This window comes from Lactobacillus delbrueckii subsp. jakobsenii ZN7a-9 = DSM 26046 (genome assembly GCF_001888925.1).
GTDB lineage: Bacteria > Bacillota > Bacilli > Lactobacillales > Lactobacillaceae > Lactobacillus > Lactobacillus delbrueckii.
Genome location: NZ_CP018218.1, coordinates 794,441 through 809,561 on the forward strand (window position 1 = coordinate 794,441; position 15,121 = coordinate 809,561).

Below are 15,121 nucleotides of genomic sequence, written 5' to 3' on the forward strand. Positions count from 1 at the left end.
GAAAAACATTGTTAGTTATCTTTCAAGGGGGGAGCAAAATGACGCATTTAATTTTAAGCAGACTAAAGAAGATGAACCGGGCATACTGGAGCACGGTTGGCCTCTTGCTGGCCTTGATGTTGCTGACTGCTTGGATTGGCCTGCATACCTTTGCTTACCTGAATCTCTAAAATCAAAATTTGCCAGAAAAAACGCGTGAACTTGCAAGTTCACGCGTTTTTGTTTTCTTCAAAATATTGAGGTTATTTTGTTCCTCTTAGCCGTTGATAATGGACAAGAGCTTGGAGGAGACCATGTCGATGGCCACTTGGTTTCCCCCACCCTGGGGGATGATTATGTCGGCATACTTCTTGCTTGGCTCAACGAACTGGTTGTAGCTTGGTTTAACCGTAGCCAGGTACTGGGAGATGATCCAGTCGATTGACCGGCCCCGTTCCTGGGTGTCCCGCTGCAAGCGGCGGATGAAGCGGATGTCGTCGTCAGCGTCGACAAAAAGCTTGATGTCCATGAACTTCCGCAATTCTTCTGAAGCCAAAACCAGGATCCCTTCCAGGATGATGATGTCGGCTGGCTCAACATGAATAGTGTCCTTGGCCCGGGAGAGGATGTTGAAGTTGTAGGTCGGCATTTCAATTGCCTTGCCATCCAGCAGGTCTTGCAGCTGCTCAATCAAGAGGTCAGTGTCGTAAGCATTGGGATGGTCGTAGTTGATCTTCTTGCGTTCATCCATGCTGAGGGCTGAATTGTCGTTGTAGTAGGCATCTTCAGTCAGAATTAGCACCCGGTCAGCTGGCAGGCGCTTGCTGATTTCCTTGGAGACTGTCGTCTTGCCTGAGCCTGACCCCCCGGCAATCCCAATGACGAGTGGTTTCTGCTTAGCCATTATTCTGCCTCTTTTTCCGCTAAATCATTGCGGCGGAGGATGTCGCGGACTTTCGTGGTCAGCATGTCCAAAGCGACATCGTTGGCCCCGCCTTCTGGCACGATGATGTTGGCGTAGCGCTTGCTTGGCTCAACAAACTGGTGGTAGCTTGGCTTAACCGTGGCCAAGTACTGGTCGATGATTGAGTCAAAGGACCGGCCCCGTTCAGCCATGTCCCGGTGCTGGCGGCGGATCAAGCGGATGTCGTCGTCAGTGTCGACGAAGATCTTGATGTCCATCAAGTTCCGTAATTCTTCCGAGGCCAGAACCAGGATCCCTTCCAGGATGATGATATCAGCTGGCTCAACGTGGACCGTTTCCGGGCTGCGCAGGTGGGTGGTGAAGTCATAGATCGGCATCTCGATGGCTTTGCCATTCAGCAGGTCCTGCAGCTGGCTGATCAAGAGCTCAGTATCAAAAGCATCCGGATGGTCGAAATTAATTTTATTTCTTTCAGCCATGGACATTTCCGGGTGGTTCTTATAATAAGAGTCTTCCGTGATGATCCGGATCCGGTCGTTTTTGAACTGGTCATATAATTCGTGGGCAATGGTCGTCTTCCCCGACCCGCTGCCGCCGGCGATACCAATAATGATGGGGTGTTGCTTTTTTGACATTGTAAAACTCCTTTAGCTATTAATTATAGAGGCCAGCCGGGGCCGGGTCTAGTCAAACTGTGAAAAAACGGGCTTTAAAGCGGTTACGTGTTTCTAAAGTAGAAACAGCTGTTGCTAAACTAGGCAAAATCTAATATAATTAATAATATCTAAGAAGAGGCAAAATTAAATTAAGAATATTTGGGAAAGAAATTAAGATAAGTAAGCAAGTTTCCCGGCTTTTTATTGAAAAAAGCTAAAGGGATGAAGTGGAACTGACAAAAGACTTGCACGAAAGCCCACTTTCTGGTAAATTTAACAAAAATTAAGCATGCTTAAATAAAAATAACCGCTTACGAAAGCAGAAGGGCAAGCTCACATCTCAGATGATTCGGCTCCTGCTTTTAAAAAGGACCGAAAGATCTGGCTGCTTTGCTAAAACAGAGCAAATAAACGAACTTTTACCAAAGGAGCCGCCTGTTTGATCAATACGGCTTAAGCCAAGAAAGCTGAGCCAAACCAACGGTGATTTAATTAAGCAATAATAAAACGAGGAGGACCACTATGGCAGCAATTATCGAATTCAAGAAAGTCAACAAGTTCTACGGTGACTACCATGCCTTAAAAGACATCAACTTAAGCATTGACGAAGGCGAAGTCGTTTCCATCATCGGCCCTTCTGGCGCGGGCAAGAGTACCTTGATAAGAACCATGAACGGCTTGGAAGGAATTTCTTCCGGCGTCTTGGAAGTGGACGGCTATGACCTGGGGGACAAGAAGACTGACTTGAACAAGATCCGACGGAATGTCGGCATGGTTTTCCAGCACTTTAACCTCTACGAAAACCACACCGTCCTGGAAAATGTCATGCTGGCCCCAAGAATCGTTTTGCACCGGGACGAAAAGGAAAACCGGGAAATCGCTGAAAAGCTGCTCAAGCAAGTTGGCCTTTTGGACAAGGAAGACTCCTACCCAAGACAGCTGTCCGGTGGGCAAAAGCAGCGGGTGGCCATTGCGAGATCTTTGGCCATGAAGCCCAAGGTGCTATTGTTTGACGAACCAACCAGTGCCCTTGACCCGGAAATGATCCAGGACGTTTTGGACGTCATGAAATCCATCGCCGCTGAAGGGATGACCATGGTGGTCGTGACCCACGAAATGGGCTTTGCCAGAGAAGTGAGCGACCGGGTCATCTTCTTTGACCAGGGGCAAGTCTTGGAAGACTCCCACAACCCGAAGGACTTCTTTGAACGCCCGCGCAACCTGCGGGCTCAGGAATTCCTCAGCAAGGTAATTTACCACTAATAAAAGGAAAGTAGCGGTTACATGAGACACACGAAACTATTCCGCAAAGTTGCCGCCCTGCTTTTTCTGTTACTGACCACTGTTTCACTTTCCGCCTGTGCTGTTGAAAGTGACAACTCAGTGCGTGTCTACAACCACGTCAAGAGCAGCAAGACGATTACTTGGGGCGTCAAATTTGATACGGCTTTGTTTGGGATCAAGAGCGTCAAGACCAACAAGCTGGAAGGTTTTGAAATCGACCTGGCCCGCATTTTGACCAAGGAGATCCTGGGCAAGGACGGCAAGGCAAAATTCATTGAAGTTACGGCCCAAACCAAGATCCCGCAGCTTAAGAACAACAACCTGGACGCGGTTCTGGCCACCATGACCATCACGGATGAGAGAAAGAAGTCGGTTGACTTCTCCACTCCTTACTTTAAGGCGGGGACATCCCTCATGACCAAAACCAGCAGTCCAATCAAGTCGATCAAGGACTTAAACCACAAGGGCCGGGTGGCCATCGTGGTTAAGGGGACAACGGCTGCGGACGATATTGCCCGCCTGGCCCCCAAGGCCAAGATCCGCCAGTACAATGACTACGGTGCCTGCACCAATGCCCTCTTAGCCGGGCAAGGGGACGCGGTCGCCACTGACAACGGGATTTTGGCCGGGATTGCCGAGCAGCACAAGAGCCTGCACCTGGTTGGCGGCACAGTTGCCGTTGAACCTTACGGGATTGCTGTTGAAAAGGGGCAGACCAAGATGCTGGCAGCTATCAACAAGGCTTTGAAGGAAGCTAAGGCAGACGGCAGCTACCACAAGCTTGTCAAGAAATGGTTTGGCAACATTCCAGGATTCAGTGTTAAGGAGGCTGAATATTAATGTTGAGTTTACTTGGAGCAAACTGGTCCACCTTTTTGCTCGGTTTTTGGAATACGATTCTCTGCAGTCTGATTTCCTTGTTTTTCAGTTTGATCATCGGATCTGGCTTTGCCATCCTGGAAACCGTGCCTAACAAGTTCTGGCGCGCGGTTGCCAAGGTCTATGTCGAAATCTTCCGGAACATTCCCTTGCTGGTTGTCACCATGGTCTTTTACCTGGTTTTGCCAACTTACACGCCGCTGAAGCTGACTGGCTTTCAGGCAGGGACAATCGGCTTGTCCATTTACTCATCAGCTTTTATCGCTGAAACTGTTCGCTCCGGGATCCAGTCCGTCGGGACCGGCCAGATGGAAGGGGCCCGGTCAAACGGGATGACCTACTGGCAGGCTATGCGCTACGTTATCCTGCCCCAGGCCTTCAGAATCGTGATTCCGCCATTGGGCAACCAGTTTGTCAACTTGATCAAGAACTCCAGCATCCTGGCTTTCGTAGCCGGCTTTGACTTGATGTACCAAGGGGACATCGTGGCATCCAATACTTTCCAGACCATCCCAAGCTATGTCTTGGTCAGCCTGTTCTACCTGGCTTTGACCCTGCCGCTCAGCTACTACATGCAGTATCTGGAAAAGAAGGGCGTTTAGGAGGCACATAAATGGAAAATCTTACAGAAGCATTATCCTGGATCAACCTCCGCTTTTTGCTGCAGGGTTTCTGGGTCACGATCGAAGTTTCAGTGATTTCAATCATCTTGAGCTTTGTGATCGGCCTGGCCCTGGGTCTGATCCGCTTTACCAGAATCGACGCCAAGACCACCCGGATTTCCAAAGTGGTCGGGGTGATCATCGACATCATCAGAAACCTGCCGCTTTTGCTGATCATCTTCTTCTCCTACTTTGGCCTGCCGGTCATGGGGATCAGAGTTGATGCCGTCCAGGCTTCAGTAATTGCCATGGTGGTCTTTGAATCAGCCATGATCGCGGAAGTTGTCCGCTCAGGGATCATGGCCGTCGACCCTGGCCAGATGGAAGGGGCCCGGTCAAACGGGATGACCTACATGCAGGCCATGACCCACGTGGTTTTGCCCCAGGCCCTGACCAAAATGATTCCGGCCCTTTTGTCCCAGTTCGTGTCCTTGATCAAAGATACTTCCCTGGCCACGATCATCGTTTTGCCGGAACTGCTCTACCACGCTGAAATTATTTACAACCAAAACACCAATTACATGATTCCGATGTACCTGGCCGTGGCAGTAATGTACTTTATCATATGCTTTGCCCTGTCCAGCTTTGCCAACTACTTGAGCAAGCGCATCAAGTACTAAGCACGAAGGAACCAAACCGCGTTTATTGCCGAGGAGAGAAAATGGCACGTAAACTGAGGGAGCTGACCGCCTTTATGGCGGTCTTGCTGTTATCATTAGTTTTTACCTCTTGCTCACACAGTCAATCTAGCAGCACCTATGACCGGGTTAAGCAAACAAACACCATCACTTGGGGGATGCGGGCCGACACCCGCCTGTTCAGCATGATGGACGTGGACAGCGGCAAGGCCACCGGCTTTGAAGTCGACTTGGCCCGGGCTATTACCAAGCAGATCTTTGGTCCTAAAGGCAAGATGAAAATTGAATACATCAGTGAAAAGTCCCGGATCATGGATCTCAAGATCGGCAACGTCGATGCTGTCATGGCTACCATGACCAACACACCCGATCGGCGCAAGATCATCAATTTTTCCGACACTTACTTTATGGCTGGGGAAACCTTGATCGTGCCGAAAAAGAGCAAGCTGAACTCCATCAAGGATTTCAACAACTCCAAGTACTCCATTGCCGCCGTTAAGGGGTCGACCGCTGACAGCGACGTTCACAAGTACGCTCCGAAGGCCCGGGTCATTTTCTATGATGACTATGGTTCTTGCTACAATGCCTTAAAGTCCGGCAAGGCCAACGCGATGGTCAGCGACAACGCCGTTTTGGCCGGCTTGATTTCTGATGACAAGGACAAGTTCAAGATGCTGCCTGATACCTTTACGGTTGAACCATACGGGATCGGCATCAAGAAGGGGGAAGACAAGTTTACGGCTGAGGTCAACCAGGCCTTGAAAGTACTCCGGAAGAACGGGACTTACGCCCGCTTGATGAAGAAGTGGTTCAATGGCGTGCCTGGCTTCAACATCAAGTCCTCTTCCCGCTTGAAGGCAAGCAAATAATTTTTACCAACTTAAGCAGTGTGTTCGACTTTGAACCCGCTGCTTTTTTAGTTCCAGTTAAAATTATGTTAAAAAATAGATTTTTGCCTGGAAAAAGAAGCCGAAGGGGCAGATTTTTTGTACAATTGAAATAGGTAACTTAGCGCTTACAGCTGAGCTTTTAAGCTAATTTGAAATTATTCGAAAGCAACCAGAGGAGAGACATATGAGTAAAAGACAATTTGGTCTAATTTACATATCATCATACCAGGCGCGCCTGTTCATCGTTGACTTGAAGAAACTGGCCATCATTGAACAGTTGAGTTCGGCCCAGTTCGTCCAAGGGGGGAAAAAGTTTGAAGTTTATGAAAACGAACTGCCCCGCTTGACTGATGCCTTGATCGGCTTCAAGCGAAAAATCGCGGAATACGGGATCGACAACTACAAGGTTTACGGTAACCGGCAGCTTTTGGACAAGATTTCTGCCCGCTACCTGGCTGACCAGATCAAGGTCAGAACCGGCCTGGAAATCGAATGGCTGAACGGGGCCCAGATCGCCTACTACAAGATCATTGCCGGAATGGCCCTGCCGCAGTTCTCAGAACTGGCGGATGATGAATTTACTTACCTGCTCAGCATGGGCAGTGCCATGCTCAACCTCACCTTGTTCAAGGGCCAGCACTACCTGTCAACCTGGAACTTTGCCCTGGGCCCGGAAGAAATTGAAGAAATGGCCGCTATGACTCGGGACACGCCAAGTGACCCGATCGACATCATCGGCGACTACATCTCCCGCAAGCTGGTCAGCTTCAAGACCATTGAGAAGCCGACCGGCAAGGCCCAGATCATCATCCAGCACGTCTCCGGCCGAGGCGAGCAGAGCCTGCGGCCCCAAGAAAAGGACCGGGTCATCGACCTCAAGGAGTTTGCCGGCGTTTACTCTGACTTCAGAGAAGCCCCGGACCAGTACCTTATGGAAAAATACGAGCTGGATACCGACTCTTTGGCCCGGATGAAGCCGACCATTGTTTTGATCAACCAGCTGGTTAAGATTATCAAGCCGCACACGATGACTTTGACCCAGTCTTCAGCCATCACCGGTTTGATGATCCAGGAAGCCGCCAGATTGAAGTACCGGCCAGATGAATACTCAACCATCGTTTTGACGGCGACCAAAAATATTGCCTGCCGCTACGAATCAGGCGGCCAGCACATCAACCTGTCCAACAAGTTTGCCCTGCATATTTTTGACCGCCTGGCCCATGCCGGCATGGTTGACCGCCGCGACCGGCAATTACTGGAAATCGCGGCCCGCCTGCACGACATCGGCAACTTCGTCAATTTCCACAACCACTACGAGCACGCTGCCTACATCGTGGGGGCCAACCAGATCATCGGCCTGTCTGACCGGGAAAACGAAATGCTCTTGAGCATTTTGAAGCACCAGGACATCACCAACTTGAACGCTGATGAACGTGAATATCGCCACCTTGACCCGGCCCTGCAGGTCCGGGTAGCTAAGTTGGCTGCCATCCTGCGCCTGGCCAACAGCCTGGATGCTTCCCGCAAGCAGAAGATCAGCAAGATCGTGGTTTCCATCAAGGATGAGAAAATGCTGATCACGGTGACCAGCAAGCGGGACCTGACCTTGGAACGCTGGGTTTTTGAAAAGAATGTCAATTTGGCTGAAGCCGTCTTCGGCATGAAGATTGCCATGAAGCAGAAGAGGGGAAAGTAAAAAATGACAAATACTAAGAACAAAAAAAAGTTTACCGATCCTAGTTATTACGCCAACCGGGAACTAAGCTGGCTGGACTTCAATGACCGCTGCCTGGACGAAGCCAGAAACCCGGATGAGCCGCTTTTGGAAAGAGCCAACTTCCTGGGGATCACCCAGTCCAACGTTGACGAATTCTACATGGTCCGGGTGGCTTCCTTGAGCAAGCTGGTAGCCGCCGGGGTCAAAAGCCACGATGCCAGTGGCCTTACGCCACTTGAACAATTGACGGCCATCAACCATAAGGAACACGAAGTGGTTGAAAAGCGCTACTCAACTTACTCCCGGTCATTGCTGCCGCTTTTGCGCAAGAACGGGATCAACATTTTGGAAAGTGACGAACTGTCTGAAGACCAGGAAGAATACATCCGCCGCTACTTCTCTAACGAACTCTACCCGGTTTTGACCCCGATGGCTGACGACCAGTCCCGGCCATTCCCGTTCATCAACAACGACTCCTTGAACATCGCCTTGCGCCTTAAGGACCGGGAAAGCGGTGAGCACAAGTTTGCCACGGTCAGAGTGCCGAACATCTTCCCGCGCCTGGTTAAATTGCCAGATGGCGATAATGACTTCATCATGCTGGAAGACATTATCAAGGTCTTTGCCTACCGCCTCTTTGATGGCTACGAAATCCGCCAGGCAGCCTGCTACCGGGTAATCCGGGACATGGATTTGGACGTTTCTGAAAGCGACACTTCCGACTTCCTTTTGGCGGTTAAAAAGCAGCTGGAAGACCGGGAACACGGGCACGTGACCCGGCTGGAAGTGGAAAGCAGCATGAACACCAAGCTGCTCAAGCACTTGATAAAGCGACTGAACGTCGATGAAGGTAGCGTCTTCAGCATCAACGGTCCAATCGACTTGACCTTCCTCAAGAAGCTGCCAGGGATGGTGGAAGGACATGAAGACCTCCGCTACAAGCCAATGCAGGCCTTTGTTGACCCGGCTTTAAGAAGTGACCACAATATTTTTGACTCAATCCGGGAAAAGGACTACCTGGTGCAGCACCCATATGACAGCTTTGACGCTGTTTTGAACTTCGTCAAGCAGGCCGCCAAAGACCCAGATGTTCTGGCTATCAAGATGACCTTGTACCGGGTTTCCGGCAACTCCCCGATCATCAAGTACCTGGGCCAGGCGGCTAAAGCTGGCAAGCAGGTGACGGTTCTGGTGGAAGTCAAGGCCCGCTTTGACGAATCAAACAACGTTCACTGGGCCAGAACCCTGGAACAGATGGGCTGCCATGTTATCTACGGGCTGGTGGGCTTGAAGACCCACACCAAGGTAACCCTGGTTATCCGCCGCGATGAAGACGGAATCCGCCGCTACCTGCACCTGGGGACTGGTAACTACAATGACGTTACCGCCCACTTCTACACTGACTTAGGCCTCTTTACCTGCGACCGGGATCTGGGCGTTGACGTGACTAATCTCTTCAACATGCTGTCCGGCTACTCCAAGCCGCCTTACTTCAGCGAGCTGCGGATTTCACCAAAATTGATCCGCCAGTTCATCTATGAAAAGATCAACAACGAAATTGCCATTGCCAAGGCTGGCCGGCATGCTGAGATCCACATGAAGATGAACTCCCTGTCTGACCCGGACGTGATCGCCAAGCTCTATGAAGCTTCCGCGGCCGGGGTTAAGATCCACTTGATCGTCCGGGGGATCTGTTGCTTGAAGACGGAAATCCCAGGCGTCAGCGACAATATCGAAGTACACTCAATCGTCGGCCGCTTCCTGGAACACAGCCGGATCTACTACTTCTACAATGACGGCAAGGAAGACGTTTACCTGGCCAGCGCCGACATGATGCGGCGGAACTTGGACCGGCGGGTGGAAACCCTCTTCCCGGTTTTGCAAGAAGACTTGCGGGAAAGAGTTTTGGATATTTTTGCCAAGATGTGGCAGGACAATGTCCAGGCCCGAATCCTGCACAAGACCGAATGGGTGCATGCTGACCGGCGGGGACAGACCCCATTCAACAGCCAGGAATACTTCATCGCTGAAGCTGAGGAAAAGGTTCGGATCGTTAAAGAAGAGGAAGAAGAAGAGAAGGCGAAGAAGAAGGACGCTTTTGAAGCTATGAAGCCGCAGGAAAGCGAATTGGAAGACGACGAAAAGTAGGCTGGAAGATGGAAAAAGACCGCCACGAAATCGAAACTTTTAAAATCGATCAAATGTTTATCGGTGACAGCCAGGAAGAAATGATCAAGCAGGGAGAAGGCCGCCGTAAGGAACATCCAATTGCGGCGATCAGCACTTTCAACCCGGTCAAGCGGGACGTGTTTCAATTGATCAAGCTGACTGAGGAGAAAATGATTCCCGAGCTTTTGGGGATGCGGCACAAGCGGATGATGCAGAATCCCTTTTCCTACTTCCGGGCCACGGCCGGAATCATGGAAAAGGACCTGCGCCAGTTTCCAGACGGCCAGTCCCATATCCCGGTAATCATTTGCGGGGACTCCCACCTAACCAATTTCGGCTTCTTCGCTTCCCCGGAGCGCCAGCTTTTGTTTGGCTTGAACGATTTTGACGAGGCCCGGATTGGCAACTGGGAATTTGACCTTAAGCGCCTTTTGACCAGCGTGGTTTTGACCGGCCGGATCAATGGCTATCCTAAAGAGCAGCTGGACGGGATTTTGGCAGAAAGCGTCCACTCTTACCGGCGGGGAATCAAGTACGCCAATTCCTTGCCCCTGCTTGAGCGCTTTAATTTGTCTTATAGCGTTGATGACCTTTTAGGTCAAATGACGGACAATGAGCAAATGAAGCGGGTTCTCTTGAAGGTAGCGGACCGGGCACCGAAGAACAATTCTGATGCCGTGGTCAAGAAGTTTACGGAAAAGACCGAAGACGGGCGCTTGCGCTTTAAGGAAAACCCGCCCCGGGCCCGGCGTGTTTCCCAGAATGTTTATGCCGAGCTTATGGCAGGCCTGGAAGATTACCAGAAGAGCGTAACTGACGACATCCGGGTCCTTTTGATCAATTATGAAGTGACCGACATCATTCGCTACAGCGTGGGCGTCGGCAGCTGGGGAACCCGCTGCTATCTGGCCCTGCTCACTGGCAAGGACGGCAGCCACCTGGTCTTGCAGATCAAGGAGGCATTGCCGCTTCGCTACAACTTGTCTGCTTTGACGGTTGAGGAAAGCCAGGCCCAAGGCAAGGGGGAAGGCAAGCGGATCATTACCGCCCAGCGGGTTTTGCAGACCTACCATGATCCTTTCTTAGGGGCCATGGAAGCTGGCGGCAGAAGCTTTTACGTCCGGCAGTTCCGGGACATGAAGGACTCGATTGACCCGCTCAATCTGGACCAGGAAAGCTTCTCTGCCTACTGCAACATGTGTGCCTTCATTTTGGCCATTGCCCACTACCAAAGCCCGACAGCGCCGATGATTTACGGCTATGTCCACAAGCAAAAAGAGCTGGACACGGGCCTGGCTCATTGGGCCGTCAAGTATGCCGACCAGATGGAAGCCGACTATGCCCGCTTTGCCAAATACCTGCAAGGCGAGGAAGATGAAGAATGATCAATGAAGAATTGACCGACCTGGACCGGGTGGAACTGACCAAGCTGTCTTATGAGGCGTTGAATGTGGGCGAGACAGTTGTAGTCGCCGGCAAAAAGATCGGGCAATTGACCCGGGACGTTTACGCCAAGGACGGAATGCAGGCTTTTTTGATCGAAAACAACAATGAGATTACAGTCTTGTTCAAGGGCTCTTATGGCTTTAAGAAGGGCAACGCGACAACCTGGCGGGACGAGTGGCTGAACACCAACTGGCCGATTTTTCTGGCCATGCTGACTAATCAAAGGCAGGTGCCCAGCGCCTTGGTTACGGCCAGCCGCTATCTTAACCGCTGGCTGGAGGAATTCCCGGATGGCCATTTTTACATCTACGGGCATTCCCTAGGGGCGATCAATGCTGAATACGCTCTGGCTAATTGCCGCTTTCCAGATCAGATTGCTGCTGCTTATCTCTATGAGGGCACCAATATCTGGCGCCTTTTGACTCATAAAGAGCGGCAGCTGCTGGCCCAGCTGCGGGGCAGAATCAATACTTATGTTGATATCTATGACCCGGTGACTTTGGGCTTTACGGCCAGCAAGCGGATGGTGGGCAAGCTGCACTATGTCGACAGCCTGCCCATGAACCCGGTCAAGCAGCACATGTGGGGCGGCTACCGCTTTGATGGAAACGGGAATTTGCTGGAAAAAGAAGTGGACCAGCGTTTTCTGGACTCCAGCAAAATGCAGCAGGCTTTTTTGAGCCGGACCGGGCGGATGGCCAATTACTTGAGGTATCGCCGGAATCTGCAGGCTGACTGGCAAAAGGAGTCTGACCAGCGGGCCGAACAAATCAGAGGAGAATTGTTTAACCACAGCTTTTTGCAAGATTTCAATGACCGAGACAAAAATGCAAAAGATGGTAAAGAACAATAAGACAGTTGTTCAAAAAGACGCGTCAGTTGACGCGTTTTTTTGTTAAGAAATTCGAACTACATTTCAAGCAGCAGCCCAGGTATAATTTTCTTAGACGACTATAAACGCAATAGGAAGAAGAGAAAAATAGACGAGGAGCATGAAATGAAGATTGAAGAAGTGCTGGCAAAGCAGCTGCTGGCAGAAGACCCAAGCATCGAACGCTTTGAGGAAGATTTTTACGGGGACTTTTACGACTATTTTGTCAACTTTCTGAAGTTTAAGTGCCTCAGTCAAGGTAAGGACCTGGCCAGCCTGGAAAAGCAGAAACTGGTTTTGTACCTGGATTTGTTCAACTCCCAGGACTTCCCGGACCGGAAGGCTTACCGTTACAAGTTAGTCTTTGACAGCCAGCTGAACTTTTTAGCGGCGGAGTCAGACTTCACCCTCAGCGCTCTTTGCCGGGACTTGCGGGGGCGGGTGGATCAGCTGAGCGACTACGAGGCTGTCAGAAGCCAGGCCTTAGCTTCTTTGGCAGAACGTTTTGATTCCAAGAATCCAGACCCAAATACCAGGATCCAGAACTTTAACGTTGTCCTGGCCGACCTTTACGACCGCTATAATCTCAGCCGCTTTAAGACGGCCTACCAGTTGGTCGGCTAAAGCGCTTTTTTAAAAGGACGGGAATAGTTATAATTGACTTAGAATTAAAGTTAAGGAGAAAATGCTATGAAAAAGATCGTAGTAATCGGGTCCAGCAACGTGGACACGACCCTGCATGTAGAAAACTTCCCCAAGCCAGGCGAAACCATCAACGCCCACAAGGTCAGCGAGGCTGGCGGCGGCAAGGGGGCCAACCAGGCAGTCGCGGCTGCTAAGAGCGCGGCTGAGACCATCTTCATCTCTAAAGTCGGCGAAGACTCCTATGGGAGCTGGATGAAGGAGCAACTGGCCGGCTACGGGGTCAAGACTGACTATGTCTTGCCAACCGCTGGCGTTAAGACTGGCCATGCCTACATTACCTTGAACGCGGAAGGGCAAAACGACATTATCATCGACCATGGGGCCAACTACAGCTTGACTGAAGCCGACGTTTTGGCGGCTAAAGACGTCATTGAAGCTGCTGACTGCGTCATCGCCCAGCTGGAAACCCCGCTGGAAGCAACAACAGCCGCCTTCAAGCTGGCTAAGGCGGCCGGCAAGGTAACTATCTTGAACCCAGCTCCTGCGATCAAGGACCTGCCAGTTGACCTCTTGGCCGTGACTGACTTGATCACGCCAAACGAAACGGAAAGTGCCCTGCTGACTTCTTTGCCAGTTGTAGAAGAGGCTGACCTGGAAAAGAACGCGGCCAAGCTGCATGAACTGGGCGTTAAGCATGTGATCATCACCTACGGCAGCAAGGGGGCCTACCTGTCTTCTCCAGTCTTTACCGGTCTTGTACCAGCCTTTAAGGTCAAGGCGGTGGACACGACGGCGGCTGGCGATACCTTCTTAGGCTTTTTGGCCGGATCCTTGGCCAGCGACTTCAGCAACCTGCATGAGGCTGCGCGCTTTGCCAACCGGGCGTCGTCTTTAGCCGTGCAGAAGATGGGGGCCCAGCCTTCTATCCCGGACCGGGCCAGCGTTGCGTCTGCGTTAGCTGAGTAAAGGATGGGTGACTAGATGATTATTGCACCCTCAATTCTCAACGCGGACAACCTGCACTTAGGCCAGCAGATCCAGGAAGCAGCTGACAGCGGGATCCGCCGCTTCCACATCGACGTGATGGACGGACATTTCGTGCCCAACCTGTCATATGGTCCCCAGCTGGTCAGTGATTTTAAAAAGCAGTTCCCGGACCTGACCGCGGAAGTCCACCTCATGAGCAACAACCTGCCTGACCTTTTGCCAGCCTTTGTTAAAGCGGGTAGCGACTTGATTGAAATTCACTATGAAGCCGACTACCCAAACCGAATTGACCACTGGTTGGACTACTTAAAGGAAAATGGCGTCTCCTGCGGGTTAGTCCTTAGTCCAGATACTGACATTAAGGTGCTGGAGCGCTACAAGGACAAGCTTGACCAGGTTCTCTTGATGACGGTCTATCCGGGCTTTGGCGGGCAGAAGTTCATGGAAGAAGCAGCAGACCGGATCAAGGCCGCCCGGGCAATTCTGCCAGATCTTCCGATCGAAGTAGACGGCGGGATCAATGCTCAGACGGCGGAAATCGCCAAAGAAGCCGGAGCTGATGTTTTTGTGGCGGGCTCTTATATCTTCGGCCGTGACTCAGTGGCTAAGCAGGTAGCTGAGCTGACAAGCATTTTGGAAAAATAGCGGAGGCAAAAAATGGACCAAGCAAAGCAAGATGGATTGAAAAAGGCTGCTGCTAAGAAAGCAGCTGCCTTGGTGGAAGACGGGATGGTTTTAGGCGTCGGCACCGGGTCAACGGTGAAGTTCTTCATCGATGAACTGGGCAAGAAGAAAGCAGCAGGCTTGACTCTTAAGGCAGTCGTGACCACCTCCAGCCGCAGTCAAAAGCAGCTGGAAGGCTATGGCTTTACTGTCAGCCCCCTCAGTGAAGTTGACCAGGTTGATTTAACGGTTGACGGGGCCGACAGAGTGGACAAGCAGTTAAACGGGATCAAGGGAGGCGGGGCCGCCTTGACCTTGGAAAAGAACGTGGCCGTCAACTCCAAGAAGAATGTCTGGATCGTAGACGAAAGCAAGGTGGTTGACCACCTCAGCGGCTTTGCCCTGCCAGTGGAAGTTTTGCCGATCTCCTGCATGCAGGTGGAAAAGCGCCTGGCAGATGAAGGGCTTAAGCCGGAATTCCGTTTAACGGAAGATGGTCAGCGCCTTAAGACCCACTATGGTAACTACATTCTGGACCTCAAGCTGGACCGGATTCCTGTGCCAAGTGGTCTGGCTGACTACCTGGACCATACGGTCGGGGTAGTTGAGCACGGCCTCTTTTTAAACATCTGCGACCAGGTCATCATCGCCCGCGACAACGGGGAGATTGAAGTCCGCAGCTGCTAAAGAAATTTTTTGGAAAAGAAGCA

At 51.3% G+C, this 15,121-nt stretch carries 16 protein-coding genes; 14 read left to right on the forward strand and 2 right to left on the reverse strand.

Annotated features, from left to right (window positions below):
- Positions 1 to 38 precede the first annotated feature (38 nt).
- Positions 39 to 170 (forward strand): hypothetical protein, encoded by a 132-nt coding sequence (locus tag LJ046_RS10580; RefSeq protein ID WP_002878029.1) that lies wholly within the window; start codon positions 39 to 41, stop codon positions 168 to 170.
- A gap of 86 nt (positions 171 to 256) precedes the next feature.
- Here the strand turns inward: LJ046_RS10580 and udk (LJ046_RS04135) are convergent, their stop codons facing one another.
- Together udk (LJ046_RS04135) and udk (LJ046_RS04140) are read right to left on the reverse strand one after the other, a co-directional pair.
- Entirely contained in the window at positions 257 to 883 is a 627-nt protein-coding gene (gene udk / locus LJ046_RS04135; protein WP_002878025.1) for a uridine kinase, read from the reverse strand.
- Entirely contained in the window at positions 883 to 1,539 is a 657-nt protein-coding gene (gene udk, locus LJ046_RS04140) for a uridine kinase (RefSeq protein WP_002878021.1), read from the reverse strand. The genes udk (LJ046_RS04135) and udk (LJ046_RS04140) overlap by 1 nt, the downstream gene beginning before the upstream one ends.
- A 543-nt stretch (positions 1,540 to 2,082) precedes the next feature.
- On the opposite strand from udk (LJ046_RS04140), the gene LJ046_RS04145 reads away from it, so the two are divergent.
- The 13 genes from LJ046_RS04145 to rpiA all read left to right on the forward strand — a co-directional run bounded on the left by LJ046_RS04145 (position 2,083) and on the right by rpiA (position 15,098).
- Positions 2,083 to 2,823 carry an amino acid ABC transporter ATP-binding protein gene (locus tag LJ046_RS04145; protein ID WP_002878018.1) on the forward strand — a complete coding sequence of 247 codons (741 nt, stop codon included), beginning with the start codon at positions 2,083 to 2,085 and terminating at the stop codon, positions 2,821 to 2,823.
- A gap of 21 nt (positions 2,824 to 2,844) precedes the next feature.
- The gene (locus LJ046_RS04150; RefSeq protein ID WP_002878015.1) at positions 2,845 to 3,684 is read left to right on the forward strand and encodes a transporter substrate-binding domain-containing protein; all 840 of its coding nucleotides are present in this window, start codon (positions 2,845 to 2,847) and stop codon (positions 3,682 to 3,684) included.
- Positions 3,684 to 4,325 carry an amino acid ABC transporter permease gene (locus LJ046_RS04155; RefSeq protein ID WP_002878013.1) on the forward strand — a complete coding sequence of 214 codons (642 nt, stop codon included), beginning with the start codon at positions 3,684 to 3,686 and terminating at the stop codon, positions 4,323 to 4,325. Before LJ046_RS04150 ends, LJ046_RS04155 begins: the two co-directional genes overlap by 1 nt.
- Positions 4,326 to 4,336: 11 nt before the next feature.
- The gene (locus LJ046_RS04160) at positions 4,337 to 5,005 is read left to right on the forward strand and encodes an amino acid ABC transporter permease (RefSeq protein WP_002878011.1); all 669 of its coding nucleotides are present in this window, start codon (positions 4,337 to 4,339) and stop codon (positions 5,003 to 5,005) included.
- A gap of 41 nt (positions 5,006 to 5,046) precedes the next feature.
- Entirely contained in the window at positions 5,047 to 5,892 is an 846-nt protein-coding gene (locus tag LJ046_RS04165) for a transporter substrate-binding domain-containing protein (RefSeq protein WP_035176516.1), read from the forward strand.
- Between the two features lie 205 nt (positions 5,893 to 6,097).
- Complete coding sequence (locus LJ046_RS04170) at positions 6,098 to 7,609, forward strand: HD domain-containing protein (RefSeq protein ID WP_002878009.1); 1,512 nt, start codon at positions 6,098 to 6,100, stop codon at positions 7,607 to 7,609.
- A 3-nt stretch (positions 7,610 to 7,612) separates the two neighbouring features.
- A complete protein-coding gene (locus tag LJ046_RS04175) occupies positions 7,613 to 9,778 on the forward strand; it encodes an RNA degradosome polyphosphate kinase (protein ID WP_002878008.1) in 2,166 nt (721 codons plus the stop codon).
- 8 nt (positions 9,779 to 9,786) lie between these two features.
- Entirely contained in the window at positions 9,787 to 11,184 is a 1,398-nt protein-coding gene (locus LJ046_RS04180; RefSeq protein WP_002878007.1) for a DUF2252 domain-containing protein, read from the forward strand.
- Complete coding sequence (locus LJ046_RS04185; RefSeq protein WP_002878006.1) at positions 11,181 to 12,098, forward strand: alpha/beta hydrolase family protein; 918 nt, start codon at positions 11,181 to 11,183, stop codon at positions 12,096 to 12,098. The genes LJ046_RS04180 and LJ046_RS04185 overlap by 4 nt, the downstream gene beginning before the upstream one ends.
- Positions 12,099 to 12,242: 144 nt before the next feature.
- A complete protein-coding gene (locus tag LJ046_RS04190) occupies positions 12,243 to 12,740 on the forward strand; it encodes a hypothetical protein (RefSeq protein ID WP_002878005.1) in 498 nt (165 codons plus the stop codon).
- A 66-nt stretch (positions 12,741 to 12,806) separates the two neighbouring features.
- Positions 12,807 to 13,727, forward strand: a complete 921-nt coding sequence (rbsK, locus tag LJ046_RS04195; protein WP_002878004.1) for a ribokinase — start codon at positions 12,807 to 12,809, stop codon at positions 13,725 to 13,727.
- Positions 13,728 to 13,742: 15 nt separating this feature from the next.
- Complete coding sequence (rpe, locus tag LJ046_RS04200) at positions 13,743 to 14,393, forward strand: ribulose-phosphate 3-epimerase (RefSeq protein WP_002878003.1); 651 nt, start codon at positions 13,743 to 13,745, stop codon at positions 14,391 to 14,393.
- 12 nt (positions 14,394 to 14,405) lie between these two features.
- Entirely contained in the window at positions 14,406 to 15,098 is a 693-nt protein-coding gene (gene rpiA / locus LJ046_RS04205; RefSeq protein WP_002878001.1) for a ribose-5-phosphate isomerase RpiA, read from the forward strand.
- Positions 15,099 to 15,121: the final 23 nt, after the last annotated feature.